8 protein-coding genes are annotated in these 16,479 nt (G+C 34.0%); 5 read left to right on the forward strand and 3 right to left on the reverse strand.

Features of this window, described 5'->3' with window-relative positions:
* Positions 1–75: 75 nt before the first annotated feature.
* From PHC28_RS06000 to PHC28_RS06010, 3 genes are all read left to right on the forward strand, one after another.
* A complete protein-coding gene (locus PHC28_RS06000) occupies positions 76–5,124 on the forward strand; it encodes a LamG-like jellyroll fold domain-containing protein (RefSeq protein ID WP_300097297.1) in 5,049 nt (1,682 codons plus the stop codon).
* A gap of 361 nt (positions 5,125–5,485) precedes the next feature.
* Positions 5,486–10,333, forward strand: a complete 4,848-nt coding sequence (locus PHC28_RS06005) for a LamG-like jellyroll fold domain-containing protein (RefSeq protein WP_300097299.1) — start codon at positions 5,486–5,488, stop codon at positions 10,331–10,333.
* A gap of 329 nt (positions 10,334–10,662) precedes the next feature.
* Positions 10,663–11,013 carry a hypothetical protein gene (locus PHC28_RS06010; protein ID WP_300097301.1) on the forward strand — a complete coding sequence of 117 codons (351 nt, stop codon included), beginning with the start codon at positions 10,663–10,665 and terminating at the stop codon, positions 11,011–11,013.
* 71 nt (positions 11,014–11,084) lie between these two features.
* Here PHC28_RS06010 and hisS read toward each other — a convergent pair whose 3' ends face one another.
* Positions 11,085–12,455, reverse strand: coding sequence for a histidine--tRNA ligase (gene hisS, locus PHC28_RS06015; RefSeq protein ID WP_300097303.1), 1,371 nt, complete (start codon positions 12,453–12,455; stop codon positions 11,085–11,087).
* A 179-nt stretch (positions 12,456–12,634) separates the two neighbouring features.
* On the opposite strand from hisS, the gene PHC28_RS06020 reads away from it, so the two are divergent.
* On the forward strand, positions 12,635–13,876 hold the full coding sequence (locus PHC28_RS06020) for an ABC transporter permease (RefSeq protein WP_300097305.1): 1,242 nt from the start codon (positions 12,635–12,637) through the stop codon (positions 13,874–13,876).
* Between the two features lie 58 nt (positions 13,877–13,934).
* Positions 13,935–15,077: a transglutaminase family protein gene (locus PHC28_RS06025; protein ID WP_300097308.1), complete on the forward strand. Its 1,143-nt coding sequence runs from the start codon at positions 13,935–13,937 to the stop codon at positions 15,075–15,077.
* 207 nt (positions 15,078–15,284) lie between these two features.
* On the opposite strand, the gene prmC is transcribed toward PHC28_RS06025, so the two are convergent.
* A complete protein-coding gene (gene prmC / locus PHC28_RS06030; protein WP_300097310.1) occupies positions 15,285–16,139 on the reverse strand; it encodes a peptide chain release factor N(5)-glutamine methyltransferase in 855 nt (284 codons plus the stop codon).
* A 5-nt stretch (positions 16,140–16,144) separates the two neighbouring features.
* Positions 16,145–16,479, reverse strand: a 335-nt coding sequence (locus PHC28_RS06035; RefSeq protein WP_300097311.1) for a GNAT family N-acetyltransferase, incomplete at its 5' end; no start/stop codon positions are given.

Consider the following 16,479-nt stretch of genomic DNA (forward strand, 5'->3'; position numbering starts at 1 on the left):
GACCCTAAAATAAATTTGCATTCAAACTTATTTTTTCAAAAAAAACAAAGTAAAACGATTATTTGCAATAACGTTATGGAGAAAACTACCCTGCTAACTAAAAAAGTCTATCTCTTTTTAGTTTTTATATTTATACCTTTTTTGGGTCTTGCCCAAACAACAGCTACCTTTTCTGTAACTGGCACCTGGATTTGTCCTGCTGGTGTTACTAGTGTAACTGTTGAGGCTTGGGGAGGTGGTGGTGCCGGTGGTGGTGCTACTGGATACCCTGCCGCTGGTGGAGGTGGAGCAGGCGGAGCTTATGTAAAAAACAACTCTTTAAGTGTAACTCCAGGAGCATCATACACTATTACAGTTGCACAAACAAAATTAGGGACTACTGGAACAGGGCTAAACGGAGATTCAACATTTTTTGCATTAACTGCAACACCTGCTGTTTTACTAATTAATGCGGTGGGTGGTAACGGAGGTAATGCTGCGACTTCTAACTCTTTCTCTGCAAATGGAGGAACTGCTGTTACAACTGGGAACATTGGAGGCACAGCATCAGATATTTATGGTTCTGCAGGATTAAAAGGTACTGGTTCTGGAGGATCAAAAAGTGGAAGTGGTGGAGATTCTGGTGGAGGAGCAGCTGGAGGTGCTGGCACAACTTCAACAACACCTAACGCAGGAAGTTTATATGGAGGTGGTGGTTCTGGAGGAAGAGCGACTGGCACAACTGATAAAAAAGGAGGTAATGGAGCAGCTGGTAAACTAATCCTTACTTGGATTTTGCCACAAGAAATCAATATTCAAGGCTTTTCCAATTCAATTGTAAGCGGAGACACAACTCCTTCTATAATTGATGGAACTGATTTTGGTTCTACACAAATAGTAACTTCACCAATTTCTAGGACTTTTACTATTGAAAATTTGGGTGGACCAACATTAACTATAGGTGCTATTTCAATTTCAGGAATTAATGCAAGTGATTTTACGTTGACAACAGCACCAAGCTCATCAATAGTTGGTGGCAGCAGCAGTACTTTTGTGGTAACCTTCAATCCAAATATTTCGGGAACTAAAACGGCTTCCATTTCGATAGTAAATAATGACAGTGATGAAAATCCTTATACTTTTGATTTAACAGGAATTGGAATTCAAACTTTTTTTGATAGTGACGGAGACGGAGTTTTTGACAATGTTGATATTGATGATGATAATGATGGTATTTTAGATATTACCGAAGAGACTAATTGCAACAATTCAAATGGACATAAAGTAAATTATAAATTTTTGAATGAAACCTTTGGAACTGGAACTAGGACAACTATTAACACAACTTATGACGCTTATACCTCTTATTGTTTTCAAGATGCTACAACCCCATCTATTTGTGAAGGAAGTCCAAATTCAACAGACTTAAATGATGGAAAATACACTGTAGGACCAAGTGCTCAGATAGCTTCTTGGGCTGCCCAATATTGGTATATGGGTAGTGATCATACTGGCAATACTGATGGTAGAATGGCTATATTCAACGCCTCAAATACACCAGGTATTTTTTATACTGCCTCAATAACAGGTGCTTTGCCAAATCTTCCAATAACCTATAGCTTTTGGGTTTTAAATCTTGACAGAACGGATGCCCCAGGAGTCGCCACTAGGTTAAGACCAAATATTAAAGTAGAATTTAGAGATGGCAATGATGTCGTGTTAGCCACTATAAATACAGGTGCTATTGCACCAACTACCAATGGAAATCTTGCTGGAGATTGGTATCAATTTACAGCAAATTTAACTTTAAACGTAGACGCCTTCAAAGTAATATTTATTAACAATGAAACTGGTGGTTTAGGTAATGACTTGGCGCTTGACGATATTTTAATTACACAAACTTTATGCGACTATGATGGAGATGGCATTGCTGATGTTTTTGATTTGGATGCTGATAATGATGGTATTCCAGATGTAGTTGAAACTGGATTAGGAAGCATTAGCAGTGGAAAAGGGAAAATAGATGTCCCTTGGGTTGATGCAAATGGAAATGGACTTCACGATGCCGCCGAAGCAACTGCAGCATTACCTGCTTTAGATTCTGACGGTGATGGTCAACCTAATTATTTAGATTTAGATAGTGATAACGATAGTCTTTTTGACGTGGATGAATCCGGAGCAGGAAATTCAAATGCGGTAACTGGTTTTATAAATGGAGATGGTGATATTAACGGAGATGGCGTTGGTGATGGACCAGAATCTGAAACTTTTAGAAGTAAAGATACTAATGGAGATACGATTCTTGAAGGCTATGGCGATGGGATATTAGATATTTATGACTACGGCACTGGTGCTGATCAATACGGGAATTTAAACCAAGGTATTTCAAATGCAAATCCTGACACTACTTACTTAAAAGATACTGATGGAGATGGAATTCCTGATTATTTAGATGTAAAATCCGATGGTGTAAATTTTGACATTGCTAATACACTAAAAATTTATGATTATAAAACTTTAGATACCAATAATGACGGTATTATTGATGGTACAACCGATATTGACCACGATGGAATTCTAGATACTTTCGATACTAATACTTCCCAGTTTGGTTCACCAAGAGATTTACATACTAAGCTTTTTCTTGACTTTGATGGTCGAAATGATTATGGACAAAGCACTGCTATTCTTGGTGGATTAGCCAATGCATCCCTTATGGCTTGGATAGATTTGAATCCTGCTTTTTCCACTGACGGTGTGATTGTAGGGCAGGACAAATTCCAAATCAGAATTACAAGTGACAAAAAACTAGAAGCTGTTGTAAATGGAACTACGCTAACGTACAACACCGCTTTAAATGTTTCGCAATGGTACAATGTAGGCGCAACTTATGATGGAGCCAATATCAACTTATATTTGAATGGTGTTCTAGTGGGAACTCAAGCTAAAACTGGAGCTATTGCGTCTGATACTTCTCTTCTTACTCTTGGAAAAGATCCAAGTACAAGTACCAAATATTTTAAAGGAAAAATCGACGAAGTCCGTGTTTTTAATGTTGCACTTACAGATTCGCAATTGCAAAGAATGGTGTACCAGGAAATAAAAGATTTTGGCTCAGAAATTAGAGGCGAGATTGTCCCTAAAAATGTGGCTACTTCTCCTGCTTCTTTACCTTTCGCTAATTTGTTGCGTTACTACAGAATGGATACTTATAAAGATGACATTATTGATGATTTAACAACTCCAGCGGTTGATTTAACTGGAACAAAAATCTACAATCATAAATACATTTATGTACAACAAGCTCCAATGCCTTTCATCACAGAAAGAACTGGCGATTTTGCTACTGCAGTAAACAGTCCAACTAACGAAGTTAGAGGTTTGGATATAATGGACAATGACTATTCAATAGTAAACGTAAAACACGACATTACCGAAACTTCAAATGCTATTGATTTAGGTATGTTTGTTGATCCAGGAGTTAACATTATTATGAATAATGATACCAAAATACAAAACGATTGGTATCTAAAATTAGACGGAAAAATAGATTTAGAAGGTAAATCACAATTAGTTCAAACTATTGAAAGTGATTTAGAGGTTACAAGTGCTGGTTCTATTGAAAGAGATCAACAAGGGCAATCTAACATTTACAATTATAACTATTGGAGTTCTCCTGTGAGTCCAGTTAACACGATCAGTAATAATACAGATTATTCAATTGATGGTGTTATGAAAGATGGTACTAATCCAGCTTCTCCAGCAAATATTAACTGGGTTGGTGGTTATGACGGAGCTCCAACATCGCCTATAAGTTTGGCAGGATATTGGATTTATAAATTTGATAATTATGCTAATGATTACTATAATTGGATTCAATTAGGACAAACCGGAGCCGTACGAGTAGGACTTGGATACACCCTAAAAGGTAGTGGTGCAGCAACTGCAACTCAAAATTATGTATTTACTGGAAAACCAAACAACGGATTAATAACTTCGAATACCGTTGGAATTGACCAACTATTACTGATTGGGAATCCTTATGCTTCAGCTCTTAATGCAACAGCTTTTATAATCGATAATTCAGGTTCAATTGACGGTACACTCTATTTCTGGCAACATTACGACACTAACAACACCCATATTTTAAAAGATTATCAAGGAGGTTATGCAGCAAGAAACTTAATTGGAGGATTACCTCCTGTCACTCCAATTTTAATTAGTGGTTTAGGTTCTAGTTCCAGAATTCCTGGTCAATTTATTCCGGTGGGTCAAGGCTTTTTTGTCAATGGAAATCTAACTACAGGAGGAACAGTAACTTTTAAAAACGGACAAAGAGGTTTTCATAAAGAAGACCAAGTAGGTGTTTCGAATAGTATGTTTAAAACTGCCCAAAATAACAAAACAAAAAATATAGGAAGCAACATTAACGATCCTGTACCTGCAGATAATTTTATGAAAATTCGTTTAGGTTTCAATTCAAACAATAATTACCATCGACAAGTATTATTAGGTTTTATGAATGAAAACGCAACGAATGGTATGGACTATGGTTATGACGCCTTAAATTTAGATGAATTTCCAAACGATATGTATTTTCTTGTTGAAGGAAACCAATTAGTAATTCAAGGTGTAGGCTTTTTTGATACGAATGCCTCCTACCCTATTGGTGTAAAAACAGATGTTGAAGGAAAAGTAAGTTTCATTGTCGATGCTATAGAGAACTTCAACTCAGAACAACCTATTTTCATTTATGACAATGTTACCGACACTTACAATGATATTAGAAATGGATTATTCGAAGTAGTTCTACCTGTAGGAGTAACTGACAACAGATTCTCTTTGTGTTTTACAGATAAAACACTTGGAGTTAATAATGCTGTTGCAAATACAATCAACGATATTAAAGTTGCTCATTTTCAAAAAGGAAACATCCTTGTAATTAATAATACATTATCAGATGTAACAGTTGAAAAAGTGATCCTTTTTAATATGCTTGGTCAATCAATAGCTACTTGGAAAACAGCAAATCAAGAGCAACAAAATATTCAAATTCCAATTAAAGGTGTCAGCTCAGGCATATATATTGCCAAACTGAAAACCTCAAAAGGAGACCTAAGCAAAAAAATTGTACTAGATAATTAACAAAGACTTCAAATAGAAAACGATCAAAGAAACATTTTATAATTAGTTTCTTCCTACAAAAACCTCCTCTCAAAATATTGAGTTGTGAGGTTTTGTTTTTTCTTAATAATTTTCTATAATTCCTCTTATTATTAAATGCACGGTTTGAATATTTTTCTTACAAAAAAATTCAAATTGTGTGTTTCATCGATATAATTTGTTTTTAATCGAATTATTATCTTTTTTTTAATTATCTTTATAATAGAATTTAAACCTAAAATGGTTTAGAAAATCTTTATTAAAAGAGCGATTTACAAATAAAAGCCCCTATTTATTTTGAATTATAAACAACGATTTATCATCCTTTTTACCCCAAAAAGAAATGAGAACTATTTTCAAATATGGCAATAAAATCTACCTAACTTTAGGTTGTCTTTTTATTGCCATTTTTGGATTTTCGCAAACAATAACATCTCCGCAAGTTAATTTTACTCAAAGAACTTCTACAGCCACACCTACACAAACGATATACAACGTCAAAGGTGATTTTACATTGCTAGGCAATATAAACTTAACGCTTTTGAATTATGGAGCTACTACAGATAATGAAAGCAACATAATGAAGTATGTTGATGTTGACAGCGATCCCAACACTCTAAATTCTTCGATGGCAACCCTTGAACTTTCTAATTCGGGAGAGAATAGTGCAACACAAAATTGCTCGACTGTTCTATTTGCAGGATTGTATTGGACAGGAAAATCAGATGATGCTAATGAAACTTTTTCAATCAGCAATGTAACAGCTTCACACAACTTCTCAATTCCAAATACTAACTATGTAATGACAGTAGCTTTAGGAGGTAGTAGCAGCAATTATTATCCTATATATAATTTTACAGGGAACGGTCATACTTATGCATTTAGTTTTACCAATAATACATCAGGCTCATCAATTGTTACACTCAAAATAGACGGCGGAGCATCTACTGACATTCCTGTAACCTACAATTCAGGAAAAGCAACATTTACAACTCCTTACACATCAGATGCTTCTTACGGTTCTACCTTTACAATAAATAGTTTAACAAGAAATACATCAAAAAGCTATAGTCTTGCCCAATATCAATCTACCAGCTTCGCTAATGTAAACTATTCCCCTTCAAAAAATTACGACAAAATGGTAGTTTCTATAAAAGGACCTGGAGCGACTACTTATACCACTGTAACAACTACTTCAGACATACGATTTCCAGGAGCAGCCAATAGTGGTATATTTATAGGTTATCAAGAAATTACGACATATGTAAAAGCGCATGGTCCAGGATCCTATACTGTTGCCGATATCGCATTGAAAGAAGGAACAAATTCAAACCCAGGCTTATCCGGAGGTTGGGGAATGGTAGTTATTTATGAAAATCCTTTGATGAAAAGTCGTGCCGTTACTCTTTTCGATGGTTATGCTTATGTAAATGGACAATTTGCTGGTGGTGGCGAATACGGAAATATTGATATCTCAGGATTTACAACAGTTGGATCAGGACAAGTAAATATGAAACTAGGAGTAATGGCTGCTGAAGGAGATGTAAACTTATCAGGAGATTATTTAGCAGTACAAAAACTAAACGCCGATCCAGCAGTTTATCCTGCAAACTATTTGGTGCTAAATCACGCAGGAAATTCTACCAATAACTTTTTCAATTCTTCCATATATCCATTCCCAACAGTTGGTGATAGCAATCCAAATTTAGTAAACAATACTGGTGTAGATTTCAGTATGTTTACAATTCCAAATACAGGAAATTTAGTCATCGGAAACAATCAAACATCTACAACTTTTAGATTTGGCTCATCCTCCGATGTTTTTACCATATTCGGTTTTGCTATGTCAGTAGATGCCTATATCCCAGAACCAAAGGGATTAATAAGCGTGAATTCAATTAATAATATTACAAACCCTCCAACATTGAATGCACTACCAGGACAAACAATCAATTATTCCCTTGATATTACTAATGAAGGAACCGAAGCCACTAATAACACCATAATTACAATTCCAATTCCAGCAACTGCAATTTTCCATACAGGAACTATCACCTATACTACTTATAATGGTTTTACCACTGGAAACACTCCGTATTATGATTCAGGCACAAATAAAATTCTTTGGAATTTAGGATCATTACCCATAACAGATAACCACCCTGAATATATCTATGCTGATATAAGTTTTACTCTTGATGTTACAACAGATTGTAGCATTATACTAAATGCTGGTTGTAGCCCAGAAGTTTCTTTAGAAACTGGCACAATAACGGGTACAGGTGCTGTGTCAGCATCTCCATTTACGAAATACTTTTTTCAAGGATACGATGAAACCTCTTGTCACTTGCCAATTGATGGATCTATAAAAGTAGCTATAGATACATCTTCCTGCTTGTCAGCTATGGCAGGTTCTGATCAAACAGTCTCTTGCGGAGGAAACACAACTACATTAGCCGCAACAGAAATAACAGGTTTATGGTCTATCGTTAGTGGCCCTTCAGGTGGTGGAGAAATTTTTTCAGATAATACAAGTCCAACTTCTGAATTTTCCAGCCCTAATCTTGGCATATATACTTTAAGATGGACAACAAGTTGCGCCACTACAGATGATGTTTTAGTTACTTTTGAGAATTGTAACGTTATCAATTTTGACGGAATTGACGACCATATTAACTTTCAAAATGAATTTAATTTAAATAGCATTTCTTTTAGCATAGAAGTTTGGGTAAAATCTGAAGCAACTAACAGTAATACTCAAACCATTATTTCAAAACGATTTAACACCAGTTCAACTGATGGATTTGATTTAAGATTAGTTAATAATTACATTTCCTTCAATTGGAATAATGGAAATTCAATAACCTCAACTTATCCAATTGATAGTAATAGATGGTATCAAGTTGCAGTTACATTTTCTGGTACAGATTACAATTTATATGTAGATGGTATTTTAGTAGCAGGACCAATTTCGGGAGTTAATCCAACTTCAAATAGCGTAAATTTCATAGTTGGAGCGATGGATCAAAACAATATAACTCCATTTAATTATTTTAATGGATGGATGGATGAACTTCGCATTTGGAATATTGAATTGACTACTAATCAAATCCGTCAAATGATGAATCAGGAAATTTATGATGATGGAAACGGAAATGTTAAAGGTGCAATTATTCCAAAAAATATTAATGGATTAAGTTGGACTAATTTGTTAGCCTATTACCAAATGAACGGAGCAACAGATATTAATAACGGATATTTGATGGACAAAGCATCTAATTCAATTAATGGTAAATTAAAAAACATATACACTTCACAACCCGAAACTGCTCCTCTTCCTTATACATCAAGAGCAAATAGTGCTTGGGAAACAGACAACACTTGGACTCATTATGCTGTTTGGGATGTTCCTTATAGCATTGGTATAGATAGTTCAACAAAAATAGACTGGAATATAGTTGAAACCTCTCATAACATCAGTTCCAATGGTAATAAAATTGTTTTGGGATTAATAGTAACTATCAATACATTAAGTGCCGAAAATGACTCAAAACTAGAAGTTTCCAGTTATTTAAAATTAGACGGAAAAATTGACTTAGTAGGAAAATCACAATTAGTCCAAACGACTGAAAGCGATTTAGATGTTACAAGTGAAGGCTTTATCGAAAGAGATCAACAAGGACAAGCAAATTTGTATAATTATAACTATTGGTGTTCTCCTGTAAGCACAATAAACTACATCGACAATAACACCGATTTCACCATTGGAGATATTATGAAAGATGGAACCTCATCAACTCCACAAAACATCACTTGGATTGGCGGTTATGATGGAGCAGCCACTTCTCCTATAAGTCTGGCGCGTTACTGGCTATATACTTTTGATAACTATATCAATGAATATGCAAATTGGAATCAAATATTAGAAACCACTCCAATTCGTGTGGGACAAGGGTACACAATGAAAGGAAGCGGAACAGAAGGTGGCTTTCAAAATTATACCTTTGTAGGAAAACCAAATAATGGTTTGATTACTTCGAATGCTGTGGGTGATGATCAAATATTATTAACTGGAAATCCTTATCCATCTGCTTTAGATGCTAATGCCTTTATTAACGACAATATAGATTCCATTGATGGAACACTCTATTTTTGGGAACATTATTCAACAAACAATACCCATATCTTACGTGATTATCAAGGTGGTTATGCCGAAAGAAATTTAACCGGAGGTGTTGCTCCAACTTCATCTGGGGTAGATTACATTAGTGGTCTGGGTTCACCATCAAGAGGGATTCCAAATCAATTTGTTCCTGTAGGACAAGGGTTCTTTGTAAACGGAAAAATTGGATCGGGAGGAACAGTTATTTTTAAAAATAGCCAAAGAGGTTTCCACAAAGAAGATGAAGTTGGAGTTTCAAATGTTATGTATAAAGCCACAGCAAATCATAAAACTAAAAAAACAACAGACAACATAAACGACCCCATACCAACAACAGACACCTATATGAAAATTCGCTTAGGTTTCAATTCTAATAATGGATACCATCGTCAAGTATTATTAGGGTTTATGAATGAAAAAGCCACAAGCGGAATGGATTATGGATATGATGCGTTGAATATTGATGATTTCCCTAATGATATGTATTTTCTGGTTGAAGAAAACCAATTAGTAATTCAAGGCGTTAGCTACTTTGACATAAATGCATCCATCCCTATTGGCGTGAAAACAAATGTTGAAGGAAAAGTATCATTTGTACTAGACGCGACGGAAAACTTTACTCCTGAACAACCTATTTTTATTTATGATACTGAAACCGATACCTACAATGATATTCGAAATGGATTATTTGAAGTAAATCTTCCAATAGGAGTAACTGACACTAGATTTTCATTACGTTTTACAGATAAAACATTAGGCGTAAGCAAGGTTACAAATACAAGTAACGACATCAAAATTACACATATTCAAAATGGGAATATATTAGTAATAAACAATAATAAACCAGACGTAAACGTTGAAAAAATGACTTTATTCAATATCCTTGGAAAATCAATTGCAACTTGGAAAATTGAAAATCAAGAGCAACAAAATATTCAAATTCCAATTAAAAATATTAGTTCAGGAATTTATATTGTAAAAGTAAAAACATCAAAAGAAAACATCAACAAAAAAATCATCATTAATTAAGTAACGAAAAAAATATAATGCCGCAATTATTAAAAAGAGTTTTTGCCACAGATTAGAAGGATTAAAAAGATTTTTAAGCTAATTAACGAATTAATCTGTGCTAATCTGTGACCCGAGTGATAACGAACAGGCGAAGCAAATCTGTGGCAAAGGAATTCATTAAAATACGACATTAAATTTTAGCTATTACTTAGATACAAAAATTTTAAATTAATTAAGGAAACATTAACCTGTTCTGCTATTTCATATTAATTTTTCTTTTTATATTTGGTCATAATTTTGGAATCTCTCCAAGATAAAGACTAATTGTAAAATTTTAATCAACAAAAATGAAAAAAATAATTACCTTATTGACAATTGTATTGTTTACAATCAATGTAAGCGCACAACAAACAAAGGCTGCTGTCAAAGAAAATGCTAAAAAAGAATCTTGTTGTGCTAAACATGATGCCAATGCTAAAACAATGACTCCTAAAGAAATTGCTCTATGCCAAGCAAAATGTAAAGCCGAAGGAAAAAAATGTACTGCGGCAGATATGGCTAAATGCAAAACTGATGGAAAAAAATGTACTGCAGCAGATATGGCTAAATGCATAGCTGATGGAAAAAAATGTACTGCAGCGGATATGGCTAAATGCAATAAGAAAGAAGAAAAAAAATGTTGCTCAAAAAAAATCTAGATTAACATTTTAAACCATCAATAAAAATGCCTCAATAGTATTGAGGCATTTTTTATTTCTACAAAAAAGGATTAAACCAACGCTTTTTTCAAACCTTCAAAATCCAATAATACCTGTTCTCCCGAAAGCAAATTTTTCAAAGCATATTTTCCTTCATTCATTTCGGTTTCTCCAGCAATTACAGCAAACGGAATACCACGTTTATCAGCGTGTTGAAATTGTTTCCCAACTTTTACATTATCAGGGTAAAGCTCTACTTTTACTCCAAAACGGCGCAATTTTGTAATGGCCATCATCGAATAAAACGCTTCTTTTTCACCATAATTAATAAACAATGCTTTCGAAGTAGAAGTCACTGTTTCTGGGAATAAATTCAATTCTTCGATAACCAAATAAATTCGGTCTAATCCAAACGAAATCCCTACTCCACTCACATTTGGCAAACCGAAAATTCCTGTCAAATCATCGTATCTTCCACCACCGCCAATGGAACCCATCGACACTTTTTTTGGCGGAGCAACTTCAAAAATAGCTCCTGTGTAATAATTTAAACCTCTTGCTAAAGTCACATCTAAATCCAAAATTGATTTGTTTAAACCAAGACTTGAAACGTTGTCACAAATAAATCGCAACTCATCAACACCTTTCATTCCTTCTTCGGATGAAGCTAACAATGCGGATAGTTGGCTGATTTTCTCTGAAATTGTTCCCGTGAAATTGAATAATGGCTGCACTTTTTCTATCGCAGATTCCAAAATTCCTTTTTCAATCATTTCCTTTTTTACGCCGTCCTCGCCTATTTTGTCGAGTTTGTCCAATGCTACTGTAAAATCAATCAATTTATCTTTTGCCCCAATAACTTCAGCAATTCCTGAAAGAATTTTTCTGTTATTGATTTTTATAGTCACACCTTCCAACCCTAATTGAGTGAAAACCGAATCGTACAATTGCACCAATTCTACTTCTTGCCACAAAGATTTCGAACCCACAACATCGGCATCACATTGAAAAAATTCTCTGAAACGACCTTTCTGCGGACGATCAGCACGCCAAACCGGTTGAATTTGGTATCTTTTGAATGGAAACTCAATTTCGCTTTGATGTTGAACAACGTAACGCGCAAAAGGAACAGTTAAATCGTAACGCAAAGCTTTCTCGGAGATGCTTGAAGTAAGTTTGTTACTTTCTTTATTTTGTAATAATGTACTATCAGCTTTTGCCAAATAATCTCCCGAATTCAAAATCTTAAAAATCAATCGATCGCCTTCTTCCCCGTATTTCCCCATCAGGGTTTCGGAGTTTTCGAACGAAGGAGTTTCTATAGGTTGGAAACCAAATTTCTCGAAATTACTTTTTATAGTTGCTATAATATATTGACGTTTTGCCACCTCAGCTGGTGAAAAATCTCTTGTGCCTTTTGGAATACTTGGTTTTTGAGCCATTTTTTAAAGTTAGAAGTTAGAAGTTAGAAGTTAGAAGTTAAAAATCAAGCAGTACTACTTCTTATTTCTAATCTCTTACTTCCTATTTCGTTTTGCAAATATCTTGATTTTAAAATAAAAATCCCATCTTCTAAAGCAAACTTGTAACAAAAATTGTAATTTCGTGTCAAATAAGTGCTATGTTTAAATTATTCCGCGAAAACGTCCGAATTGCAATGGGTTCTATTAGAACTCAATTGTTGCGCACCATTCTTACGGTGTTGATAATTGCCATTGGAATTATGGCTTTGGTCGTTATTTTGACTGTAATTGCCGCTTTAGAAAAAAAATTGACAAACAATTTTGCTTCTATGGGAGCCAATACTTTCACCATCAATCAATATGAAAATACCTCTCGAAGACGCGGTGGCGAGGAAAGAGAAATTATAAATCCCATCATTTCTTATCCAGAAGCGGTAGCATTCAAAAACAAATTTAAATATCCTTTTACCGAAACATCCATTTCTTTTACGGCAACTTCCACAGCCGAAATTAAATATGAATCCACTAAAACAGATCCCGAAAATACAATCGTTGGAGTTGATGAATCTTTTATTACCAATTCAGGTTTAGAAACAAGTTCTGGGCGAAACTTCACCCCTTTTGACATCCAAAACAATACTTTTACTTGCATCGTTGGTTCTGATTTCACGAAAGGATTGCTCAAAGACATCAACCCAATCGACAAAATAATTTCCATTCGAGGAGCCAAGTTTAAAGTAATTGGAGTTTTAAAAGAAAAAGGGTCCACCTTTGGCAATAGCCAAGATTTGAGAGTTTTAATTCCAATTCAAGTTGCACGCTCTTTATTTACAGCACCTAAAATTAATTACACCGTTAGTATGATGGTAAACAAAAACGAATTGCTAGATCAAGCTGTAGATAATGCAACAATTACAATGCGACAAGTACGGAAATTAAGTCCCGTAAAAGATAATAATTTTGCTATTTCAAGAAGTGATGATTTAATTCATAAGATTGAAGACCTTACGGGATATTTAAAGATTGCTGCATTTGTGATTGGGCTGATTACTATTTTTGGTTCTTCAATTGCTTTGATGAATATAATGATTGTTTCGGTAACAGAACGCACCCGAGAAATTGGCATCCGAAAAGCATTGGGCGCTAAAAAAAGTACCATTGCCTTTCAGTTTTTCATAGAAACTTTATTCATAGGTCAACTAGGTGGTTTTACTGGAGTTATATTAGGGATTTCGATAGGAAATCTGTTAGCATTAGGAATGAAATTTGATTTTGTAATTCCTTGGGATGCCATAATTGTGGCATTTGGTATTAGCTTTATTGTTGCTGTGGTTTCAGGCTCATATCCTGCACTAAAAGCCGCAAAATTGGATCCTATTGAAGCGTTGAGATACGAGTAAATTAAGGTAATAAGCATACTATCCTAACAGAACATTAAAATGAAAATTAAAATAAACTATGAAAATTAAAATCACACTAATTGCACTTATTTCACTTATTGGACAATTAATTTATGCTCAAAAAAATATTCCAATTATCAAATCAACCTCAAAAAAAATTGACATTCGAGACGGGAAAAATTTAAAAAAACAATGGTGGACTATATCACCTGAACTAAATCCTGATATATACGAAACAAGCTCTTTAGGTCAAAAAGTGACTTTTATAACTGACAAAGATTCAATAAACGTAGAAATAAAAAAAGACACAAAATTTGATTTTATTATTTTATTAAACGATTCTAAAAAAGCATATACACAAATTGTTTATAAACCTAGCTATTTACAAAAACTACAAAATGCTGAAAAATATGACTATTCAGATAATAGATTTATCCCCAATTTCAGTTATCAATCATCAGATAATCCAAATCTAATTAAAATTAGAAAAGATTTAAAATTAGATTCTATTGCTGGAACTGGAAATGAAATTTCAAAAATAATAAACTTAATGCATTGGGTTCATAACAGTATTCGACACGATGGAAGTGCACCTACAAATCCTGTTTCAAAAAATGCAATTGATATTATAAAAGTATGTAAAACTGAAAACCGTGGAGTTAATTGTCGAATGATGGCAACGGTCTTAAATGAATGTTACTTATCAATGGGAATAAAATCGAGATTTGTAACTTGTATGCCAAAAGAAACAATTTTTGAAGATTGTCACGTAATAAATATGGTTTACAGCAATGATTTAAAAAAGTGGATTTGGATTGACCCAACAAATGATGCTTATGTTATGAATGAAAAAGGAGAATTACTTGGGCTAGCAGAAGTTCGAGAAAGGTTAATAAACGGTAAAACATTAATATTAAACCCTGATGCCAATTGGAACAGGAAAAGTTCACAAACAAAAGAATATTATTTAGAGACGTATATGGCTAAAAATTTATACAGACTAAGAACTCCATTAGTAAGCGAATATAATACTGAAACTTGGGAAAATGTAAAAGAAATAACTTATGTTGAATTATTACCTTTAGATGGAATAGAACAAACCCCACAGAAAAAAGAAAAGATTGATGAAAAAACAGGAATTATATTCACTTCATATATAACAAATAATCCAAATTTATTTTGGACAGAACCAGCAAAATAATAAATACAATTTATCAACAGTGGTTTGAAAATACGGAGGGTTTTAGGCTTAATTTAAAGTTAATTTTGTACTTGCAAAGCAGTGTTTAACCGAAAGTCAAGGCTTCATTAATTCGCCACATCGCCAAGTTGTGAAACGATATACGATATTTGATTTTTACCGATTGCCCTTTTTAATTCTAAAATCAAATTTCGTATACCGCATTTCCTAAATCGTACCTCTTATCATTCTATCATTCCCATAAATATCTTTCCGTAATTCGATGTTTTTGAAGCCCATTTTTTCAAGTAATTCAATCATTTCTTTTCCTAAATATTGATTAATTTCGAAAAATAGTTGTCCGTTTTGGGATAGGTTTTTCTGGGCTAATTCGGCGATTTTTCTATAAAAAAGCAATGCATCATTATTTTCTACAAAAAGAGCCAAATGCGGTTCGTTGTTCAAAACATTTTTCTTTATTTCTTGTTTTTCCAATTCGCGAACATAGGGAGGATTTGAAACAATGATGTCAAACTGTTGCTCTAAATCTTCGGTTTCAAGTATGTTTTTTAGAAGAAAAGTAACATTTACTTCATTGATTTCTGCATTTTTTTTGGCTTTAGCCAATGCTTTTCCAGAAACATCAATCGCAAAAACCTCAGCATTCGAAATATTTTTAGCCAAAGAAATCGCAATACAACCACTTCCAGTTCCAATGTCAAGAATTTTTAATTTTTTGTCATTGCGAGGAACGAAGCAATCTCTAATAATCCATTCTACCAATTCCTCGGTTTCCGGTCTTGGAATCAAAACATCAGCATTCACCTCGAAATTCAAGCCATAAAAACTAGTTTTTCCCAATAAATATTGAATAGGAATTTCTTGTTGCAACTGTTCTAAAATAGAGTTCCAAACCACAATTTCTTCATCTGAAAAAGTCAAATCAGGATTCAAAGCCAAGTCAATTCTCTTCAATTGCTGTTTTTTCTCTAGAATCAAATAAAAGAAACTTTCCGCTTCGTCAACATCGTAAATTGGTGAAAGCTCTTGAATGAATTGAGTTCTGTAGTTTTTGATTATCATTTTCCTTAACTTAATTTCTTCAACATCCAAACTGGGCAAGAAACGTGACCTGTACTTCCCATTGGCGAACAAATATATTCGAATCCCACTTTTTTATAAAGTTTTTGGGCGTCGTGCATAAAAGGCATCGTTTCGAGATAACATTTTTTGAAACCAAAATCTCTTGCAGCTTGCAAACATATTTCCATCATTTGACTTCCAATTCCTAAACCTCGAATTTCGGGAAGGAAATACATTTTTTGCAATTCACAAATAGTTTCAACTTCATTTTCGAGTGGTGCTACTCCTGCTCCACCAATGATTTTACCTTTATTTTCGACTACAAAATAAGCCGATTTTG

The sequence above is a fragment of the Flavobacterium sp. genome, from assembly GCF_028712645.1.
Taxonomy (GTDB): Bacteria; Bacteroidota; Bacteroidia; order Flavobacteriales; family Flavobacteriaceae; genus Flavobacterium.

What these genes read in the sequence shown, in the direction of transcription:
- PHC28_RS06025 (WP_300097308.1), top strand. Translation starts at nt 13,935, where the DNA reads ATGAAAATTAAAATCACACTAATTGCACTTATTTCACTTATTGGACAA.
- PHC28_RS06000 (WP_300097297.1), top strand. Translation starts at nt 76, where the DNA reads ATGGAGAAAACTACCCTGCTAACTAAAAAAGTCTATCTCTTTTTAGTT.
- PHC28_RS06005 (WP_300097299.1), top strand. Translation starts at nt 5,486, where the DNA reads ATGAGAACTATTTTCAAATATGGCAATAAAATCTACCTAACTTTAGGT.
- PHC28_RS06010 (WP_300097301.1), top strand. Translation starts at nt 10,663, where the DNA reads ATGAAAAAAATAATTACCTTATTGACAATTGTATTGTTTACAATCAAT.
- prmC (WP_300097310.1), bottom strand. Translation starts at nt 16,139, where the DNA reads ATGATAATCAAAAACTACAGAACTCAATTCATTCAAGAGCTTTCACCA.
- hisS (WP_300097303.1), bottom strand. Translation starts at nt 12,455, where the DNA reads ATGGCTCAAAAACCAAGTATTCCAAAAGGCACAAGAGATTTTTCACCA.
- PHC28_RS06020 (WP_300097305.1), top strand. Translation starts at nt 12,635, where the DNA reads ATGTTTAAATTATTCCGCGAAAACGTCCGAATTGCAATGGGTTCTATT.